Here is a 13,906-nt window from a genome sequence, read left to right on the forward strand (position 1 = left end):
CATAATTCTTTTTAAAATGACACAATCTAATCATAGAAATTTTTCAGTAAAGAAATATCTTAAGTATTTCTGGATTGCGGTATCCGGTAAGGAAACCGAATTTACAACCGGGAGCATCCGCAAGGCTATTTTTATGCTTTCCATTCCCATGATTTTGGAGATGTTGATGGAATCCATTTTTGCTTTGGTGGATATTGCCTACGTTTCCAAAGTAAGCGTAAACGCCGTGGCCACCATCGGATTGACCGAATCTGTCATCACCTTGGTATATGCCTTGGCCATTGGGCTGAGCATGGCCGCAACGGCGGTAGTCGCCCGTAGAATAGGGGAGAAAGACGTTGACGGCGCCAAGATAGCTGCAGTACAGGCCATAGGTCTGGGTGTTTTGGTTTCTCTCGTTTTGGGTGTGGTCGGAATTCTATATGCCAAGGAAATTTTGGCGCTCATGGGAGGAGAACCCGATTTAATTGCGGAAGGATACGGGTACACCAAACTTTTGATCGGAGGGAACATTACCATTATGCTCTTGTTCTTGATCAATGCTATTTTTAGGGGTGCCGGTAATGCCTCCATGGCCATGTGGACCTTGGTGCTTTCCAATGGACTCAACATTATTTTGGATCCCATTTTTATCTTTGGTTGGGGACCCATTCCCGAGTATGGGGTCATGGGTGCGGCCATAGCCACTAATATTGGGCGTGGTACGGCGGTCTTGTTCCAATTGGGAATCCTCTTCTTTGGATGGGGAAAAATCAAATTGGTACTTCGGGATTTGGTATTGAATGTCAAGGTCATGGTCAATTTGATCAGGGTTTCCCTAGGGGGTATTGCCCAATTCTTGATAGGCACTTCGAGTTGGGTGTTCCTTATGCGGATCATGTCTGAGTTCGGTAGTGAGGTATTGGCCGGGTATACCATAGCCATCAGGGTGATGATGTTCACCCTTATGCCTTCATGGGGCATGAGCAATGCCGCAGCTACCTTGGTAGGACAGAATTTGGGCGCAAAGCAACCCGATCGGGCCGAAATATCCGTTTGGAAAACAGGGAAATACAATGCCTATTTTATGGGTGCTGTGTCTTTGGTATATCTCATTTTTGCCAAAAGCATTATTTCTTGGTTCAATGCAACCCCTAGCGTAGTGGAAAATGGAGCCCTTTGTCTACAGGTCATTGCCTTGGGATATGTTTTCTATGCCTATGGTATGGTGGTCAGTCAGGCCTTTAATGGGGCAGGAGATACCAAAACCCCCACCAAGATCAATTTGATATCGTTCTGGCTGTTTCAGTTGCCCTTGGCCTATGTGGCAGCAATGGTTCTGGGGTGGGGAGCGAAAGGTGTTTTTATCGCCATTACCTTGGCCGAGGTGCTATTGGCCATCATGGCCATGGTCTGGTTCAAAAAAGGGAATTGGAAAAAGGTTCAAGTATGATGGGTTTCGTATCTTTAACCTACTAAAGATATACGGTCATGAATACCAATAAAAAAGGGATCAATACCATTTGTACCCATAGCGGGGAACTGGAAGATACTGTGTTCAAGGGAGCTGTGTCCCCATTGTACATGGCCACGTCCTATCCTTTTGATGATGTTGATATAAAGCGATACCCAAGATATTTCAATACGCCCAACCAAGAAGCGTTGTGCAAAAAACTGGCGGCCTTGGAACATGCCGAGGCCGCTTTGATTTTTGGTAGTGGTATGGCCGCCATCAGCACAGCCTTGATGGCTTTTTTGAGGGCGGGCGACCATATTGTGCTACAGCAGACCATGTATGGCGGCACCTACCACTTTGCAGTGACCCAACTCAACAAGTATGGTATAGACTATTCCTTCACCAACGGATGGGCGGTGGAAGACTTTGATAAAGAAATCAGACCCAATACCAAGGTGGTGTATTTGGAAACCCCTTCCAATCCTCTGCTTACCATTACGGATATCAAGAGGGTGGCGCAGTTGGCCAAATCCAAAGGATTGATTTCTATGATAGACAACACATTTGCAAGTCCCATCAACCAAAATCCTATTGATTTTGGAGTGGATGTGGTGTTGCACAGTGCCACAAAATATATGGGAGGGCATTCCGACATTTGTGCCGGAGTGGTCGCGGCTTCACAAGAACATATGGACCAAGTATTCCAATCCGCCATATGTTTTGGAGGAAATCTAAGCGATTATACCGTTTGGCTCTTGGAGCGAAGCATCAAGACCATGGGAATCCGGGTGAAGGCGCAAAACGATAATGCCCTAAAAATGGCCACCTATTTAGAGAGTAACCCAGAGGTGGAGAAAGTTTATTATCCCGGGTTAAAGAGTCATCCCGATTATGAATTGGCTCAATCACAGATGAGCGGCTTTGGGGGAATGCTTTCCTTTGAATTGCCCCATGTGGACATATCCCAATTCTTTAAACAGTTAAAATTGATAAAACCGGTAATGAGTTTGGCCGGGGTGGAAAGCACAATGATTTTGCCCGTGACCACTTCCCATGCCTTGATGAGTCCTGAAGACCGGGAGAAGCAGGGCATCAAGGATTGTTTGATTCGGTTCTCTTTGGGGATCGAGGATATTGATGACCTTATTGGAGATATTGAACAGGCCATTACACAGGCCAAAACCATGACCATACCCGCATAACAAGACCTATGAAATTAGATATTTTAGTTTTTGGGGCCCATCCGGATGATGCCGAGCTGGGTGCCGGAGGTACCATAGCCAAAGAAGTTTCCCGTGGAAAAAAAGTGGGGATTGTTGATTTGACCCGAGGCGAACTTGGAACCCGAGGTTCTGCTGAACTAAGGGACAAGGAAGCTGCCAAGGCCGCAAAAATTCTGGGCATAGCTGTTCGGGAGAATATGGAATTCGATGACGGCTTTTTTGTGAACGACAGGGAGCACCAAATGGAAATCATCAAAATGATTCGGAAATATCGCCCGGAGATTGTGCTTTGCAATGCTGTGGACGATCGCCATATTGACCATCCCAAAGGAAGTAAATTGGTCAGTGATGCCTGCTTTTTAAGTGGACTGGTTAAAATTGACACCCAAATGGATGGGGATGACGAATGGCAGGAACCTTGGCGTCCGAAGTTGGTATATCATTTCATCCAATGGAAGAATCTGGAACCTGATTTTGTCATGGATGTTTCTGGTTTCATGGAAACGAAGGTCGAGGCGATCATGGCCTATGCTTCCCAATTCTACGACCCAGACAGTGATGAACCGGAAACCCCTATCAGCAGTAAGAACTTTACGGACAGTGTTATTTATAGGGCCAGGGATCTGGGTAGGTTGGTAGGCGTGGAACATGCCGAAGGTTTCACAGTGGAACGCTATGCCGCTGTGGATAATTTGGATGCCCTTATTTAATTTGGATCAACTGGCTTGCTGGTACCGTTTTTCGGCCTTTGGAACGGTGAAGAAGAAGGAAGTACCTTTGCGAGGAACACTTTCTACCCATATTTTGCCCTTGTTTTTTAGGATCATTTCCTTACATAGCGACAGCCCTAGACCGGTACCTCTTTCGTTGTTGGTACCATAGGTGGTGATATTGGAGGAGTCTTCGAATATCTTTTTCTGGATCTCCTTGTTCATTCCAATACCCGTGTCCTTTACGGTTACCTGCCACATGCCGGACTTTTCTATGGCTTCAATGGTGATTAGGCCATTGTCCGGGGTAAACTTGATGGCATTGCTCAGGAGATTTCGGATGACAATATCAATTTGGTTTTGATCGGCCCATATTTGTGGATTCTCCGGCAATTGGTTGATGATCTTGATGGCTTTCCCAGAGGCTATCTCGGAAAGCAACTGGATGTTGGCGTTCACCAAATTATCCAAAGAGACCCGTTTGGGTTTGGTAACTACTCCATTGAGCTGCGTCTGCCCCCATGATAATAGGTTGTTCAATGCAAAGGAGATGTTCTCCACATCGGCTTTGAGTTTTGGGATAAATGATACAAATTCATCTTTGTTCACTTCTCCATCCGTATATAATTTCAACAATCCATGTAACGCGCCAATAGGCCCCCTAAGATCATGCCCGATAATGGAAAAGAGCTTGGTCTTGGTCTTGTTCACCTCGTTCAACTGGCTTTCCCTCTCGGTTACGGCCTCGGTTTTTTCGTGAAGTTCCTTGTTCAGTTTTTTCTGGATTTTCTCACTACGGCGTATCACAAATGTAATCACACTGAGAATCAATAGGATGATTACCGTAAAGTAGATATAGTTCCTTTGCTTGGCCAAAGCCGCCTCATTGACCTCAATGAGTTGTTGTTTTTCTTGCTCGTACTGTATTTTGGTTTCCAAAAGGGAAAGACTTTGTTTGTTCTTGTCCCGGAACAAGGAATCGGAAAGTGCTTTGAAGCTTTCAAGATAGTTGAGGGCGGCCACATGCTCCTCATTGTTTTTGTAGACCTTATAAAGCGTTTCGGAACAATCTATCTGGCCTTGCAATGATTGTATTTTTCTGGAGATTTCAAGGCCTTCATTGGCGTACTTCATCGAGAGACTGTCCCTTCCCAAGCCCAAATACACCTTGGCCATACCGTTCATCAGGTTGATTTTTTCCCGGTCGTCATCCAGTTGTTGGTTGTGGAGCATGTTACTCTGGTCATACCAATAGAGGGCCCACTGATATTTTTCCTGTTCCAGATAAATGCTTCCCTTTACCTCATAGGCATAAGCCAGCCAATCATATACTTTGTTTTTTTCAAACGTATTGATGCTCTTATTGATGTTGAACATGGCCAGATCAAAATTCTTGGCATCCTTGTAGAGTGAGGCCATATTGCTCGAGGTTTCGGCGTCTATGATATCATTGCCCAGTTTACGGTTGATCCGTTGTACGGTGTCATAAAAAATAAGGGCGTTCTTATAATCTTTCTGGTCGGCATACAAGCTGGCTATATTTTCATTTAATATGGACAGCATTTCTTTGCAATCTATACGCCGGGCCACATCAATTCCTTTTAAATAAAGATTTAGGGCTTCGGCATAATTGCCCTCATAACTATAATCATGGGCCAGACCATTAATGATGTCCAATTCGGAAATTTCATTCCCGGTTTCTTCGGTAAGGATAAGCGCCTCCTTAAAAAGGGCCATGGACCTTTCGCGATTCCCCTGATCCGAATTGTAATTGGCCATTCCGCTCAACGCTTTTATGATTCCTTTGGTATACTCTATATCAGTACTATACTTTAATACCCTTTGCGAAATGGCATTAAGACTATCGCTATTGACAAAGCGATATGAATAGGCAAGGTCGGAAAGTAAGTTAATATGGGTAGTGTCCTTAGTGTTGAACCGATTGGTGGATTGCAACCTTTTTAGTTTATAGGAAAGACTATCCTTTTTGGTCAATTGGGTGTGTGCCAAGGATGACATTAGAAGTACGCACCAAAGAATGGCAACTTTCCCAAGTTGGAATTTGAATAGTGAAAGGTTGAATATTTTATGGGGCATACTTCGCTAATCTAGCAAGTGTAAAAATACCTTTCCATACGCGTTGTAAGAAACTAAATGTTGTGAAAGGGCAAAAAATGTGTGTTTTGTCCATTTAAAAGTGCATTTCATCGATATTTGTAAGAAATGGACTTCAATTCATATAGTGCTGGATTTATGGGATTTAACCAACAGCAAGTGAACACGATTAAAAAAAGTTGATTTTACTTTCGGGAAGTATTAAATTCTTTTGGTTGAATCAATACAAAAAAGTATTTTTGCATCCGCTTTTAATGGTGGTTGTAGCTCAGCTGGTTAGAGCGCTGGATTGTGGTTCCAGAGGTCGCCGGTTCGAACCCGGTCTTCCACCCTTAAGTTTACTTGAATCCCAAACCAAAAGGTTTGGGATTTTTTTGTTTGGGACATAAAAAAACCCTCTAAATGAGGGCTTTGCATAAAGTCTTTCCACTTATTCAATGGGTTTGTCCACCAGAACCTTATTGGGCCTGTTGGCCACTTCCCATGCGGTATGGAAAATAAGACGGCTTCGGTTCTCCAAAAGATCGTAGTTGATTTTGTCCGGGGTATCACCCGGTCTGTGGTAATCCGCATGGGTTCCATTGAAATAGAAAATTATAGGGATATTGTTTTTGGCAAAGTTGTAGTGGTCACTTCGATAATAGAACCTATTGGGGTCGCTTTCATCGTTGTATTTGTAATCCAACTCCAGATGGGCGTATTTTTTATTGACTTCCTCAGAAAGATTGTGCAGTTCCGTGCTCAGTTTGTCGGAACCAATAAGATAGATATAGTTCCGGTCTCCATTCCTGTTGGGGTCTATACGGCCAATCATGTCTATATTGAGGTCGGCCACGGTTTGATATAGAGGAAATATAGGGTCTACATCCGTATAGTATCTGGAACCCAACAGTCCTTTTTCCTCTCCGGTCACATGAAGAAAAACAATGGACCGCTTTGGTCCATGGCCAGCATCGGCCGCCTGCTTAAAGGCTTGGGCTATTTCCAAAAGGGCCACGGTCCCGGAACCATCGTCATCCGCGCCGTTGTTGATATCACCATTGGCATTCACCCCAATATGATCTAAATGCGATGAAATAATCACATACTCATCGGGTTTTTCGGACCCTTTCAATACCGCAACGACATTTTCAGAATCGATTTTTTCGTTTCCGCTCTCCACGTTCAATTTTAAATCTACCGTTATTTTTTCCGGTGTGGCATTGGCATCAATATCCTTTTTAAGTGTGGTGGCGGATTTTTCATTGAGCATGATCAAAAACACCTCGCTATTGTCCCCTGCCAATTCCATTTTATCCGTAGTGTTGGTTTTCATAAAATCAAAGTACCCTTGGTATCGAGGGTAGTTTACGGAGTCATAATATAAGATTCCACGCGCACCCTTATCAATGGCCAGATTGGCTTTTTTTTCCATACCATCGGACATACTGCCCCAAACAGATTTTTGATCGGTACCGGTCACTACATAGGTTCCGTCCGCATTGGAGGGTTCCCCTGCTTTAATGAGAACTACCTTTCCATTTACATCCAGTCCGGTATAATCGGAATAGTTATCGTCTTCGACCCCATAACCTACGTATATGATTTCATGATAATCCCCATGGGCCACCGTGAAGGTCACCGCATCTTCCCCTAAGGGGAAAGTGGTATTGTTGATACTGATACTGCCATTGGGGACACCAGTCACTTCAAGCGGAACTTTTTGAAAGTAGTCACCATCTGCCTTGGCCGCAGGAATGCCCATGGCCTCATATTGGGCTCTTAGGTATTCCACGGCTTTCTTTTGACCGGGTTTACCGGTTTCCCTACCCTCAAACTCATCCGAAGCATACGTATATAAGTGTTCTTTTAATTCATCTTGGGTAATGGTATGGGCGTAGGTGATGGACAAATCCGGTCCTTGCTGGGTTCCTGTTGATGGATTCTCTGAAACTGTTTTTTGGGAGGAGTTGCAGGCAAACATCAGGCCCAAGGCAAACAAGCAGATTTTTTTCATTATATGATCGGTTTTCAAAATTTACCAAAAGTAGTTAAAAGATTACGAAAGAAATGATTGGTGCCCGATTAACTTTTCCGCGCCCTTTATGTATCTTGGCTCCCTATTTTAGAGCTTTGTGGATAACCTAAAACAGGGCGATATTTAGCCTTGGAAATGATTTAAAGTATGGGTAAGAACAAAAACGTCATAGTGGTCGGTGGAGGTATTGTTGGACTGTCAACAGCCTATTTTTTGCATAAGGAGGGACATGAGGTAACGGTTTTGGACAAGTCCGACATTACTTCTGGGGCCTCTTTTGTCAATGCGGGCTATTTAACCCCGAGCCACATCATTTCTTTGGCCTCACCGGGAATGATTTCCAAGGGGATCAAGTATATGTTCAATTCTTCCAGTCCATTTTACATGAAGCCCAGATTTGATATGGATTTCTTCAAATGGGCTTGGTACTTCAAGAAATCATCTACCAAGGACAAGGTGGAGCGATCCATGCCGATCATCAGGGATATCAACCTTATCAGTAGAAAATTGTATGAGGACATGAAGGCTTCGGGCGATTTGGGTGACTTTCATTTGGAAGACAAAGGTCTGCTCATGATGTATCAGACCGATCAGGCTAGGGACCATGAATTGGAGGTAATGGAGAAAGCCGGCGCATTGGGATTGGAAGGCAGGCATTTGACCAAGTCCGAACTCCAGAAGATGGAACCCAATGTTGAATTGAATGCTGAAGGCGCCATTTTATACGAATGCGATCGTCATACCACCCCTCCCCAGATTATGAAAAGTATGGTGGACTTTCTCACCAAAGCGGGAGTGACCATCAAAAAGGACGAAGAGGTGGTAGACTTGAAGATTTTGGGAAACACCATATCGGAAGTAATCACCAACAAAGGAAGTTATTCTGCGGATGAAGTTATTTTTGCGGCAGGTTCATGGACTTCGATTCTCTCCAAAAAATTGAAAATAGAACTTCCGCTTCAGGCGGGGAAGGGCTATCGCATCAATGTGGAAGCACCAACAGGAATATCCATGCCCGCGATTTTAATGGAATCCAAAATGGCGGTGACCCCAATGAAAGGCTTTACCCGTTTTGCCGGGACCATGGAGTTTTCAGGAATCAACAGCATTATTCGCAAAGAAAGGGTGGAAGCCATTGCCAAGGGAGCGGCGCATTATTATAAAGGACTTACCATATCAGAAGAGGACCAGAAAAATGCCCAGTGTGGTTTGCGACCAGTTACCCCAGACGGACTTCCTTATATTGGACGACCCAAAGGGTTTGATAATCTCATCATAGCCACAGGCCATGCCATGATGGGCTGGAGTTTGGGCCCTGCCACGGGTAAATTTGTAACCGAGTTGGTTTCGGGGAAGAAGCTGTCCATGGACTTAAGTGCGTTTCATCCGGACCGTAAGTTTTAAAGTCCATATTTTCTTTGGGTTAATTTAGGCACGGTATGTGCCATAAATTTTTTAGTTGCTCTTTTTAAAAGTAATTTTGTCCTATGATAAAAGACTACACCATACTTTCATTCTTTTTCTTTTTTCTGAATCTCAGTCTATATCCGCAAGAGGTCCGTATATTTCATGTGGGGGATTTTGACCTGAATGGGAAGGTGAAGTCGTGTTTGGTGATCACGGATTATGGTAGGGAGTCTTTCGAGTTTAATGAAGAGGGGGTGTTGAAACGTACGGTGACCCAATACAACGATTCCGATCAAGATATTACCTACTACAAATATGATGGTGACGAATTGGTGGAAAAACGTATGGAAAGTTATAAGAACAATGCATTGGATACATCCACCTCCATGGCCAATTTCTACACCATTGATACGGTACCACAGCGCAAAGTATTGGAAAAAATCGTTTCCTATGACAAGCAATTCTTGGAACAGCAGGAATACCAATACAATGAAGAAGGTAGGTTGGCACGGATTATTACTTCCAATGCCGAAGGAGTGGATGAGACCACGTTTGAATACACTCCGTATAAAAATGAAATTACGGTAAGTACTTTTACCAATGGTATTTTGGAGAAATCCGTACGTACGTCGGAACGAAAAGGTAAAAAAGGGGTACAGGAAGTAGTCCTAACCAAGGAATATATCGATGGGCAACCCAACCGCGCCACGGAAGAAGTCTTTAGTCCAAACGGTAAACTTGTGACCAGTGAAGACTTTTTGTACAGTGTAGCGGAAAAGGAGTTTATCTCACAGGAGAAACGCTTTTACCATTATTCGGATGGGGTATTGGGCAAAGTGGTGACCAAGACCGTGACCACGGAAGCTGTTGAGGAATACATATTTCAGTTTGATAACCACCAGGAGAAAAACTGGGTAAAGCAAATCATCACCCCAAACAACACCTACATCACCCGGGTGATCACTTATTACCCAGAGAAAGAAGAAACCCAACAGGGGCCCAATGATAGAAAATAGGAATTAGACCAAATCCCGAATGAGTTTTGGTTTCACCTCATGGCCACCTTTGAACATCACAATTTCAGCCTTTCCTTGAAACAAGTCCTCAATCTTGACTTTTTCAGTGGCTAACCGTTCCGGGGTTATAAATTCATCTTTGTCCCCATACATAAGTTTTACTTGTGTAGTGTCTCGATCAAGGAAATCAAAATCCTCTTTTTTGAGTTCGTTGGGAATTCCTCCTGCATACAGAATCAGGGCGTGACATTTTAGTTTTCTATGGACCAGGTATCGCGTGGCCACCGACACCCCTTGGGAAAATCCAAAAAGAATGAGGTTGACGTGGGAGGGAAGCTGTTCCGTTTGGAGAACCGCATCCACATAGTGGATGACATTTTCAATCTCGATGGACGTATTTTCCTTGGTCAGCCAACTGGCCCCAACATATTTGTACTCGTTCTTCAGATAATATTTTGAGGGAGCTTGGGGAACAATAATGTAGTTTTCCTCAGGGTCAAGACCTTCAAAATATTTTACAAAGTATCGACTTAGATACCCTATACCATGGAATACCAACCAAACATTTTTGGTTTTTTCTCCAAGGGTATTCTGTGTAAGATAGGTGTTTTTAGCGGTATACGTAACCGTTTCTTCTTTGGGGAACATAAAGTGGATTGTAGGGGTACTATTGATAAAGCTTTGTGTAATTTTACAAAAAAATAGAACGATGGAAGCGCATAAAGCGAAAATTCTATCCGTTTGCAACGACATTTGCAAGGGGACTTTGATGGAAACGTTGGATATAGATTACATAGATGTAGGGGAGAATTTTTTACTTGCCCGTATGCCCGTGACCCCAAAAGTACATCAACCCGATGGTGTTCTGCACGGAGGGGCCACAGTAGCATTGGCCGAGAGCGTGGGCAGTGCCGCCTCCTATATTTTTTTGGATGGAAAGAAATTCTTTGTGCGGGGTATTGAGATTGCCGCCAACCATGTCAAGTCCATAAAGGAAGGCTATGTGTATGCGCGTGCTTCCATGCTGCATAGGGGAAGGACCACCCAACTTTGGGAAATCAAGGTCACCGATGAAGAAGGGAAACTCATTTCCAACTGTAAACTTACCACCATTGCCCTACCCAGAGAATAAGGATTTTACAACCGTTATGGAACAAGTGGCCCTTTGGTTTCAAAAAGGTCTACCGTTCTGTATCTATCGGAAACCTAAAGAGGAGCAAATAACGGCGGTATTCCAAGCGGATGACCGCTTGCACCCCGTTGTGGATTTTACGGAAAGTGGGTTTGTCTTTGCGCCATTCCGTTTGGAGGATGGAGCGGTATTGCTGAAACCGGATCAGATCTATTTGTGTGAGCATACCAGTAGTGTTCATGCCAAGGCCGAAGATATTTCTGTTACTGAAGTAGGCAAGCAGGCCCATCTTGATTTGGTTCAAAAAGGGATTCAGGAAATCGCTGTAGGCCGATTGGGAAAGGTGGTCCTCTCCAGAAAATTGGAAAAGGAAACCGAGAAACCCATAACCGAAATTTTCGACAAACTTCTGCAGTCGTATCCTAATGCGTTCTGTTATCTTTTTTTCCATCCTAAAGTGGGTACCTGGTGCGGTGCCACTCCAGAAACCTTGGTGCAGATTCAAAACAAAACAATGCGCACCATGTCCTTGGCGGCCACCCTTCCGTTTGTTCAAGGTGAAACCCCAAACTGGGGCCAAAAGGAACTGGAGGAACAGCAAATGGTCTCGGACTACATCAAGGAACGTTTGACCTCCTCCATGGAAACCTTGGATGTAGAAACCGCCAAATCGGTAAGGGCTGGAAACCTTTGGCATTTGCGCTCCGAAATTAAAGGGGTGTTGTCCCAAGAAGGCTCAGTGGAGGAAATCATTTCCCTATTGCACCCCACACCCGCGGTTTGTGGCATTCCTACTCAAGCGGCCAGGACCTTTATCCTGAAAAATGAAGGCTATCAACGAACCTATTACACAGGATTTTTGGGGGAACTCAATCTTAATGCCAAGGCAGAAGTTTCCTTGTTTGTAAACTTGAGGTGTATGGAGCTTCAGGGTAGCACAGCCTCAATCTTCGTAGGAGGGGGTATTACCCAAGCCTCTGACCCTGAACGGGAATGGATTGAGACCCAGAATAAAAGTAGGACCATGCTCAATATCCTATAATTTGGTGTGGCATAATTTAGGGCAATCCCATTTTCAGATGTATTTTTGTATTCCATGATGTACTCAGATATCCCCTCGGCGCAGACACTGGTCCTACATTTTAAATCCCGAGGTATCAGAAATATTGTGATTTCTCCGGGATCTAGAAATGCTCCTTTGACTGTTGGGTTCACCAAGCATCCATTTTTTAAGTGCTTTAGTATTGTGGATGAACGATGCGCGGCTTTTTTTGCTTTGGGCATGGCGCAGCAATTGCAGGAACCCGTTGCCGTGGTTTGTACATCGGGCAGTGCGTTGTTGAATTATTACCCTGCCGTGGCCGAAGCATTTTACAGTGACATTCCGCTGATCGTGGTTTCTGCTGATCGTCCCAGTTATCGCATCGATATTGGGGACGGACAGACCATCCGCCAAGAAAATGTATTGGAAAAGCATGTTGGGTACTCCGCCAACTTAAAACAGGATGTTTCCCATGCCTCTGCTGCTGTTTCCAAATTGGGAGGGGAACGCTCAAAAGAAAATCAAGAAGATATACAGGCCTATAACGAAGAAGCTATTCAAAGAGCGCTGCAAACCGCTCTCCTTGAAAAATCCCCGGTACATATCAACATTCCTTTTGAGGAACCTTTGTATGGGACGGTATCAGAGCCAACCATACCCATTCCTGTGGATAAACAAAGAATGGAATTGGAAGAAGTCCAAATGGATTGGGACCGTTTGGCTTCGGTTTGGAAAGCCAGTGAACGGAAAATGGTATTGGTGGGGGTAAACCAGCCCAATGCAATAGAGCGGGAAGTGCTTGAAGCCTTGTCCAATGATGACAATACCTTGGTCTTTACCGAGACCACTTCAAATCTGCACCACCCCGATTTTTTCCCTAGTATTGATAGCATTATCGCCCCTATAGAAAAATCAACCGACCGGGAAACCCTTTTCCAGGATTTGCAACCCGATTTGTTGGTTACTTTTGGTGGACTCATCGTTTCCAAAAAGATCAAGGCATTTTTACGAAAGTATCAACCCAAAACCCATTGGCATGTGGATTCCAAAAAGGCTTTTGACACCTTCTTTTGTCTGACTGAGCATTTAAAGGTGGACCCCAACACTTTTTTAAAGGCGATACTTCCTGATGAAAGTACCCTCGGTGCCTACAAAACCAAATGGCTCAACATAAAGAAAGGCTATGAAGAGAAGCGCAAGGCGTACCTGAACCTGATTCCGTTCACGGATTTTTCGGTTTTTGATGAGGTACTCCGAGGAATACCCAAAGGGTATCAGGTGCACTTGGCCAATAGTTCCACCATACGATATACCCAATTATTCCCAATGCATCCTTCACTGAAGGTATTTTGTAACCGAGGAACAAGTGGGATAGATGGCAGTACCTCCACGGCGGTGGGTGCCTCCATTTTTGAAGAAGAACCCACTATCTTGATTACAGGCGATCTGAGTTTTTTCTATGATAGCAATGCGTTGTGGAACGCTCACATACGTCCAGATTTTAGGATTATATTGATCAATAATTCTGGAGGGGGAATATTTCGAATCCTTCCAGGAAATGAAGATACGGATGAGTTTTCTACCTTTTTCGAAACCCATCATGGCCATACGGCCGAGCATTTGGCAAAGATGTACGGGTTTTCGTATCAAAAAGTGGATGATGGGGAACAATTGAAAAATGGTTTGACCAATTTTTATGATGCGTCGGACAGTCCCAAGATTTTGGAGGTTGCCACCCCTCGATTGCTGAACGATAAAATTTTGCTTGGCTACTTCGATTTCATATCTTAGAGCAAGTATACATCATCA

The 13,906-nt window shown here is 44.2% G+C and carries 11 protein-coding genes and 1 tRNA gene; 9 read left to right on the forward strand and 3 right to left on the reverse strand.

Annotated elements, in window-relative coordinates:
- Positions 1-16: 16 nt before the first annotated feature.
- Genes F8C76_RS03350 through bshB1 form a run of 3 tightly spaced genes read left to right on the forward strand, consistent with a single transcriptional unit; the run spans position 17 to position 3,368 of the window.
- The gene (locus F8C76_RS03350; RefSeq protein WP_152130459.1) at positions 17-1,432 is read left to right on the forward strand and encodes an MATE family efflux transporter; all 1,416 of its coding nucleotides are present in this window, start codon (positions 17-19) and stop codon (positions 1,430-1,432) included.
- A 38-nt stretch (positions 1,433-1,470) separates the two neighbouring features.
- On the forward strand, positions 1,471-2,637 hold the full coding sequence (locus F8C76_RS03355) for a trans-sulfuration enzyme family protein (protein ID WP_152130460.1): 1,167 nt from the start codon (positions 1,471-1,473) through the stop codon (positions 2,635-2,637).
- 8 nt (positions 2,638-2,645) lie between these two features.
- Positions 2,646-3,368 carry a bacillithiol biosynthesis deacetylase BshB1 gene (gene bshB1 / locus F8C76_RS03360; RefSeq protein ID WP_152130461.1) on the forward strand — a complete coding sequence of 241 codons (723 nt, stop codon included), beginning with the start codon at positions 2,646-2,648 and terminating at the stop codon, positions 3,366-3,368.
- Between the two features lie 6 nt (positions 3,369-3,374).
- Here the strand turns inward: bshB1 and F8C76_RS03365 are convergent, their stop codons facing one another.
- On the reverse strand, positions 3,375-5,387 hold the full coding sequence (locus tag F8C76_RS03365) for a tetratricopeptide repeat-containing sensor histidine kinase (RefSeq protein ID WP_439108297.1): 2,013 nt from the start codon (positions 5,385-5,387) through the stop codon (positions 3,375-3,377).
- Positions 5,388-5,739: 352 nt separating this feature from the next.
- Between F8C76_RS03365 and F8C76_RS03370 the strand changes: the two genes are divergently transcribed.
- Positions 5,740-5,815, forward strand: a tRNA-His gene (locus F8C76_RS03370).
- Between the two features lie 98 nt (positions 5,816-5,913).
- On the opposite strand, the gene F8C76_RS03375 is transcribed toward F8C76_RS03370, so the two are convergent.
- Positions 5,914-7,479, reverse strand: coding sequence for a M28 family peptidase (locus tag F8C76_RS03375; protein ID WP_152130463.1), 1,566 nt, complete (start codon positions 7,477-7,479; stop codon positions 5,914-5,916).
- Between the two features lie 168 nt (positions 7,480-7,647).
- Between F8C76_RS03375 and F8C76_RS03380 the strand changes: the two genes are divergently transcribed.
- Positions 7,648-8,904 (forward strand): NAD(P)/FAD-dependent oxidoreductase, encoded by a 1,257-nt coding sequence (locus tag F8C76_RS03380; protein ID WP_152130464.1) that lies wholly within the window; start codon positions 7,648-7,650, stop codon positions 8,902-8,904.
- An 83-nt stretch (positions 8,905-8,987) separates the two neighbouring features.
- Positions 8,988-9,923, forward strand: coding sequence for a hypothetical protein (locus F8C76_RS03385; RefSeq protein ID WP_152130465.1), 936 nt, complete (start codon positions 8,988-8,990; stop codon positions 9,921-9,923).
- A gap of 3 nt (positions 9,924-9,926) precedes the next feature.
- Here the strand turns inward: F8C76_RS03385 and F8C76_RS03390 are convergent, their stop codons facing one another.
- On the reverse strand, positions 9,927-10,571 hold the full coding sequence (locus tag F8C76_RS03390) for an alpha/beta hydrolase (RefSeq protein WP_152130466.1): 645 nt from the start codon (positions 10,569-10,571) through the stop codon (positions 9,927-9,929).
- Positions 10,572-10,632: 61 nt separating this feature from the next.
- Here F8C76_RS03390 and F8C76_RS03395 point away from each other — a divergent pair, with 61 nt between their 5' ends.
- From F8C76_RS03395 to menD, 3 genes are read left to right on the forward strand one after another with little or no spacing between them, the layout of a single operon-like run.
- Entirely contained in the window at positions 10,633-11,055 is a 423-nt protein-coding gene (locus F8C76_RS03395) for a PaaI family thioesterase (protein ID WP_129654400.1), read from the forward strand.
- Positions 11,036-12,097 carry a chorismate-binding protein gene (locus F8C76_RS03400; RefSeq protein WP_249042353.1) on the forward strand — a complete coding sequence of 354 codons (1,062 nt, stop codon included), beginning with the start codon at positions 11,036-11,038 and terminating at the stop codon, positions 12,095-12,097. Before F8C76_RS03395 ends, F8C76_RS03400 begins: the two co-directional genes overlap by 20 nt.
- Before the next feature lie 54 nt (positions 12,098-12,151).
- Positions 12,152-13,888, forward strand: a complete 1,737-nt coding sequence (gene menD / locus F8C76_RS03405; protein ID WP_152130467.1) for a 2-succinyl-5-enolpyruvyl-6-hydroxy-3-cyclohexene-1-carboxylic-acid synthase — start codon at positions 12,152-12,154, stop codon at positions 13,886-13,888.
- Positions 13,889-13,906: the final 18 nt, after the last annotated feature.

Origin of the sequence: Flagellimonas olearia (assembly GCF_009184425.1) — a bacterium.
In the GTDB taxonomy this organism is placed as follows: domain Bacteria; phylum Bacteroidota; class Bacteroidia; order Flavobacteriales; family Flavobacteriaceae; genus Flagellimonas; species Flagellimonas olearia.

Bases quoted from the DNA above. Each gene is read 5' to 3' on its own strand.
- F8C76_RS03350 (WP_152130459.1), top strand. From the start codon at position 17: ATGACACAATCTAATCATAGAAATTTTTCAGTAAAGAAATATCTTAAG.
- F8C76_RS03355 (WP_152130460.1), top strand. From the start codon at position 1,471: ATGAATACCAATAAAAAAGGGATCAATACCATTTGTACCCATAGCGGG.
- bshB1 (WP_152130461.1), top strand. From the start codon at position 2,646: ATGAAATTAGATATTTTAGTTTTTGGGGCCCATCCGGATGATGCCGAG.
- F8C76_RS03365 (WP_439108297.1), bottom strand. From the start codon at position 5,387: ATGTCATCCTTGGCACACACCCAATTGACCAAAAAGGATAGTCTTTCC.
- F8C76_RS03375 (WP_152130463.1), bottom strand. From the start codon at position 7,479: ATGAAAAAAATCTGCTTGTTTGCCTTGGGCCTGATGTTTGCCTGCAAC.
- F8C76_RS03380 (WP_152130464.1), top strand. From the start codon at position 7,648: ATGGGTAAGAACAAAAACGTCATAGTGGTCGGTGGAGGTATTGTTGGA.
- F8C76_RS03385 (WP_152130465.1), top strand. From the start codon at position 8,988: ATGATAAAAGACTACACCATACTTTCATTCTTTTTCTTTTTTCTGAAT.
- F8C76_RS03390 (WP_152130466.1), bottom strand. From the start codon at position 10,571: ATGTTCCCCAAAGAAGAAACGGTTACGTATACCGCTAAAAACACCTAT.
- F8C76_RS03395 (WP_129654400.1), top strand. From the start codon at position 10,633: ATGGAAGCGCATAAAGCGAAAATTCTATCCGTTTGCAACGACATTTGC.
- menD (WP_152130467.1), top strand. From the start codon at position 12,152: ATGATGTACTCAGATATCCCCTCGGCGCAGACACTGGTCCTACATTTT.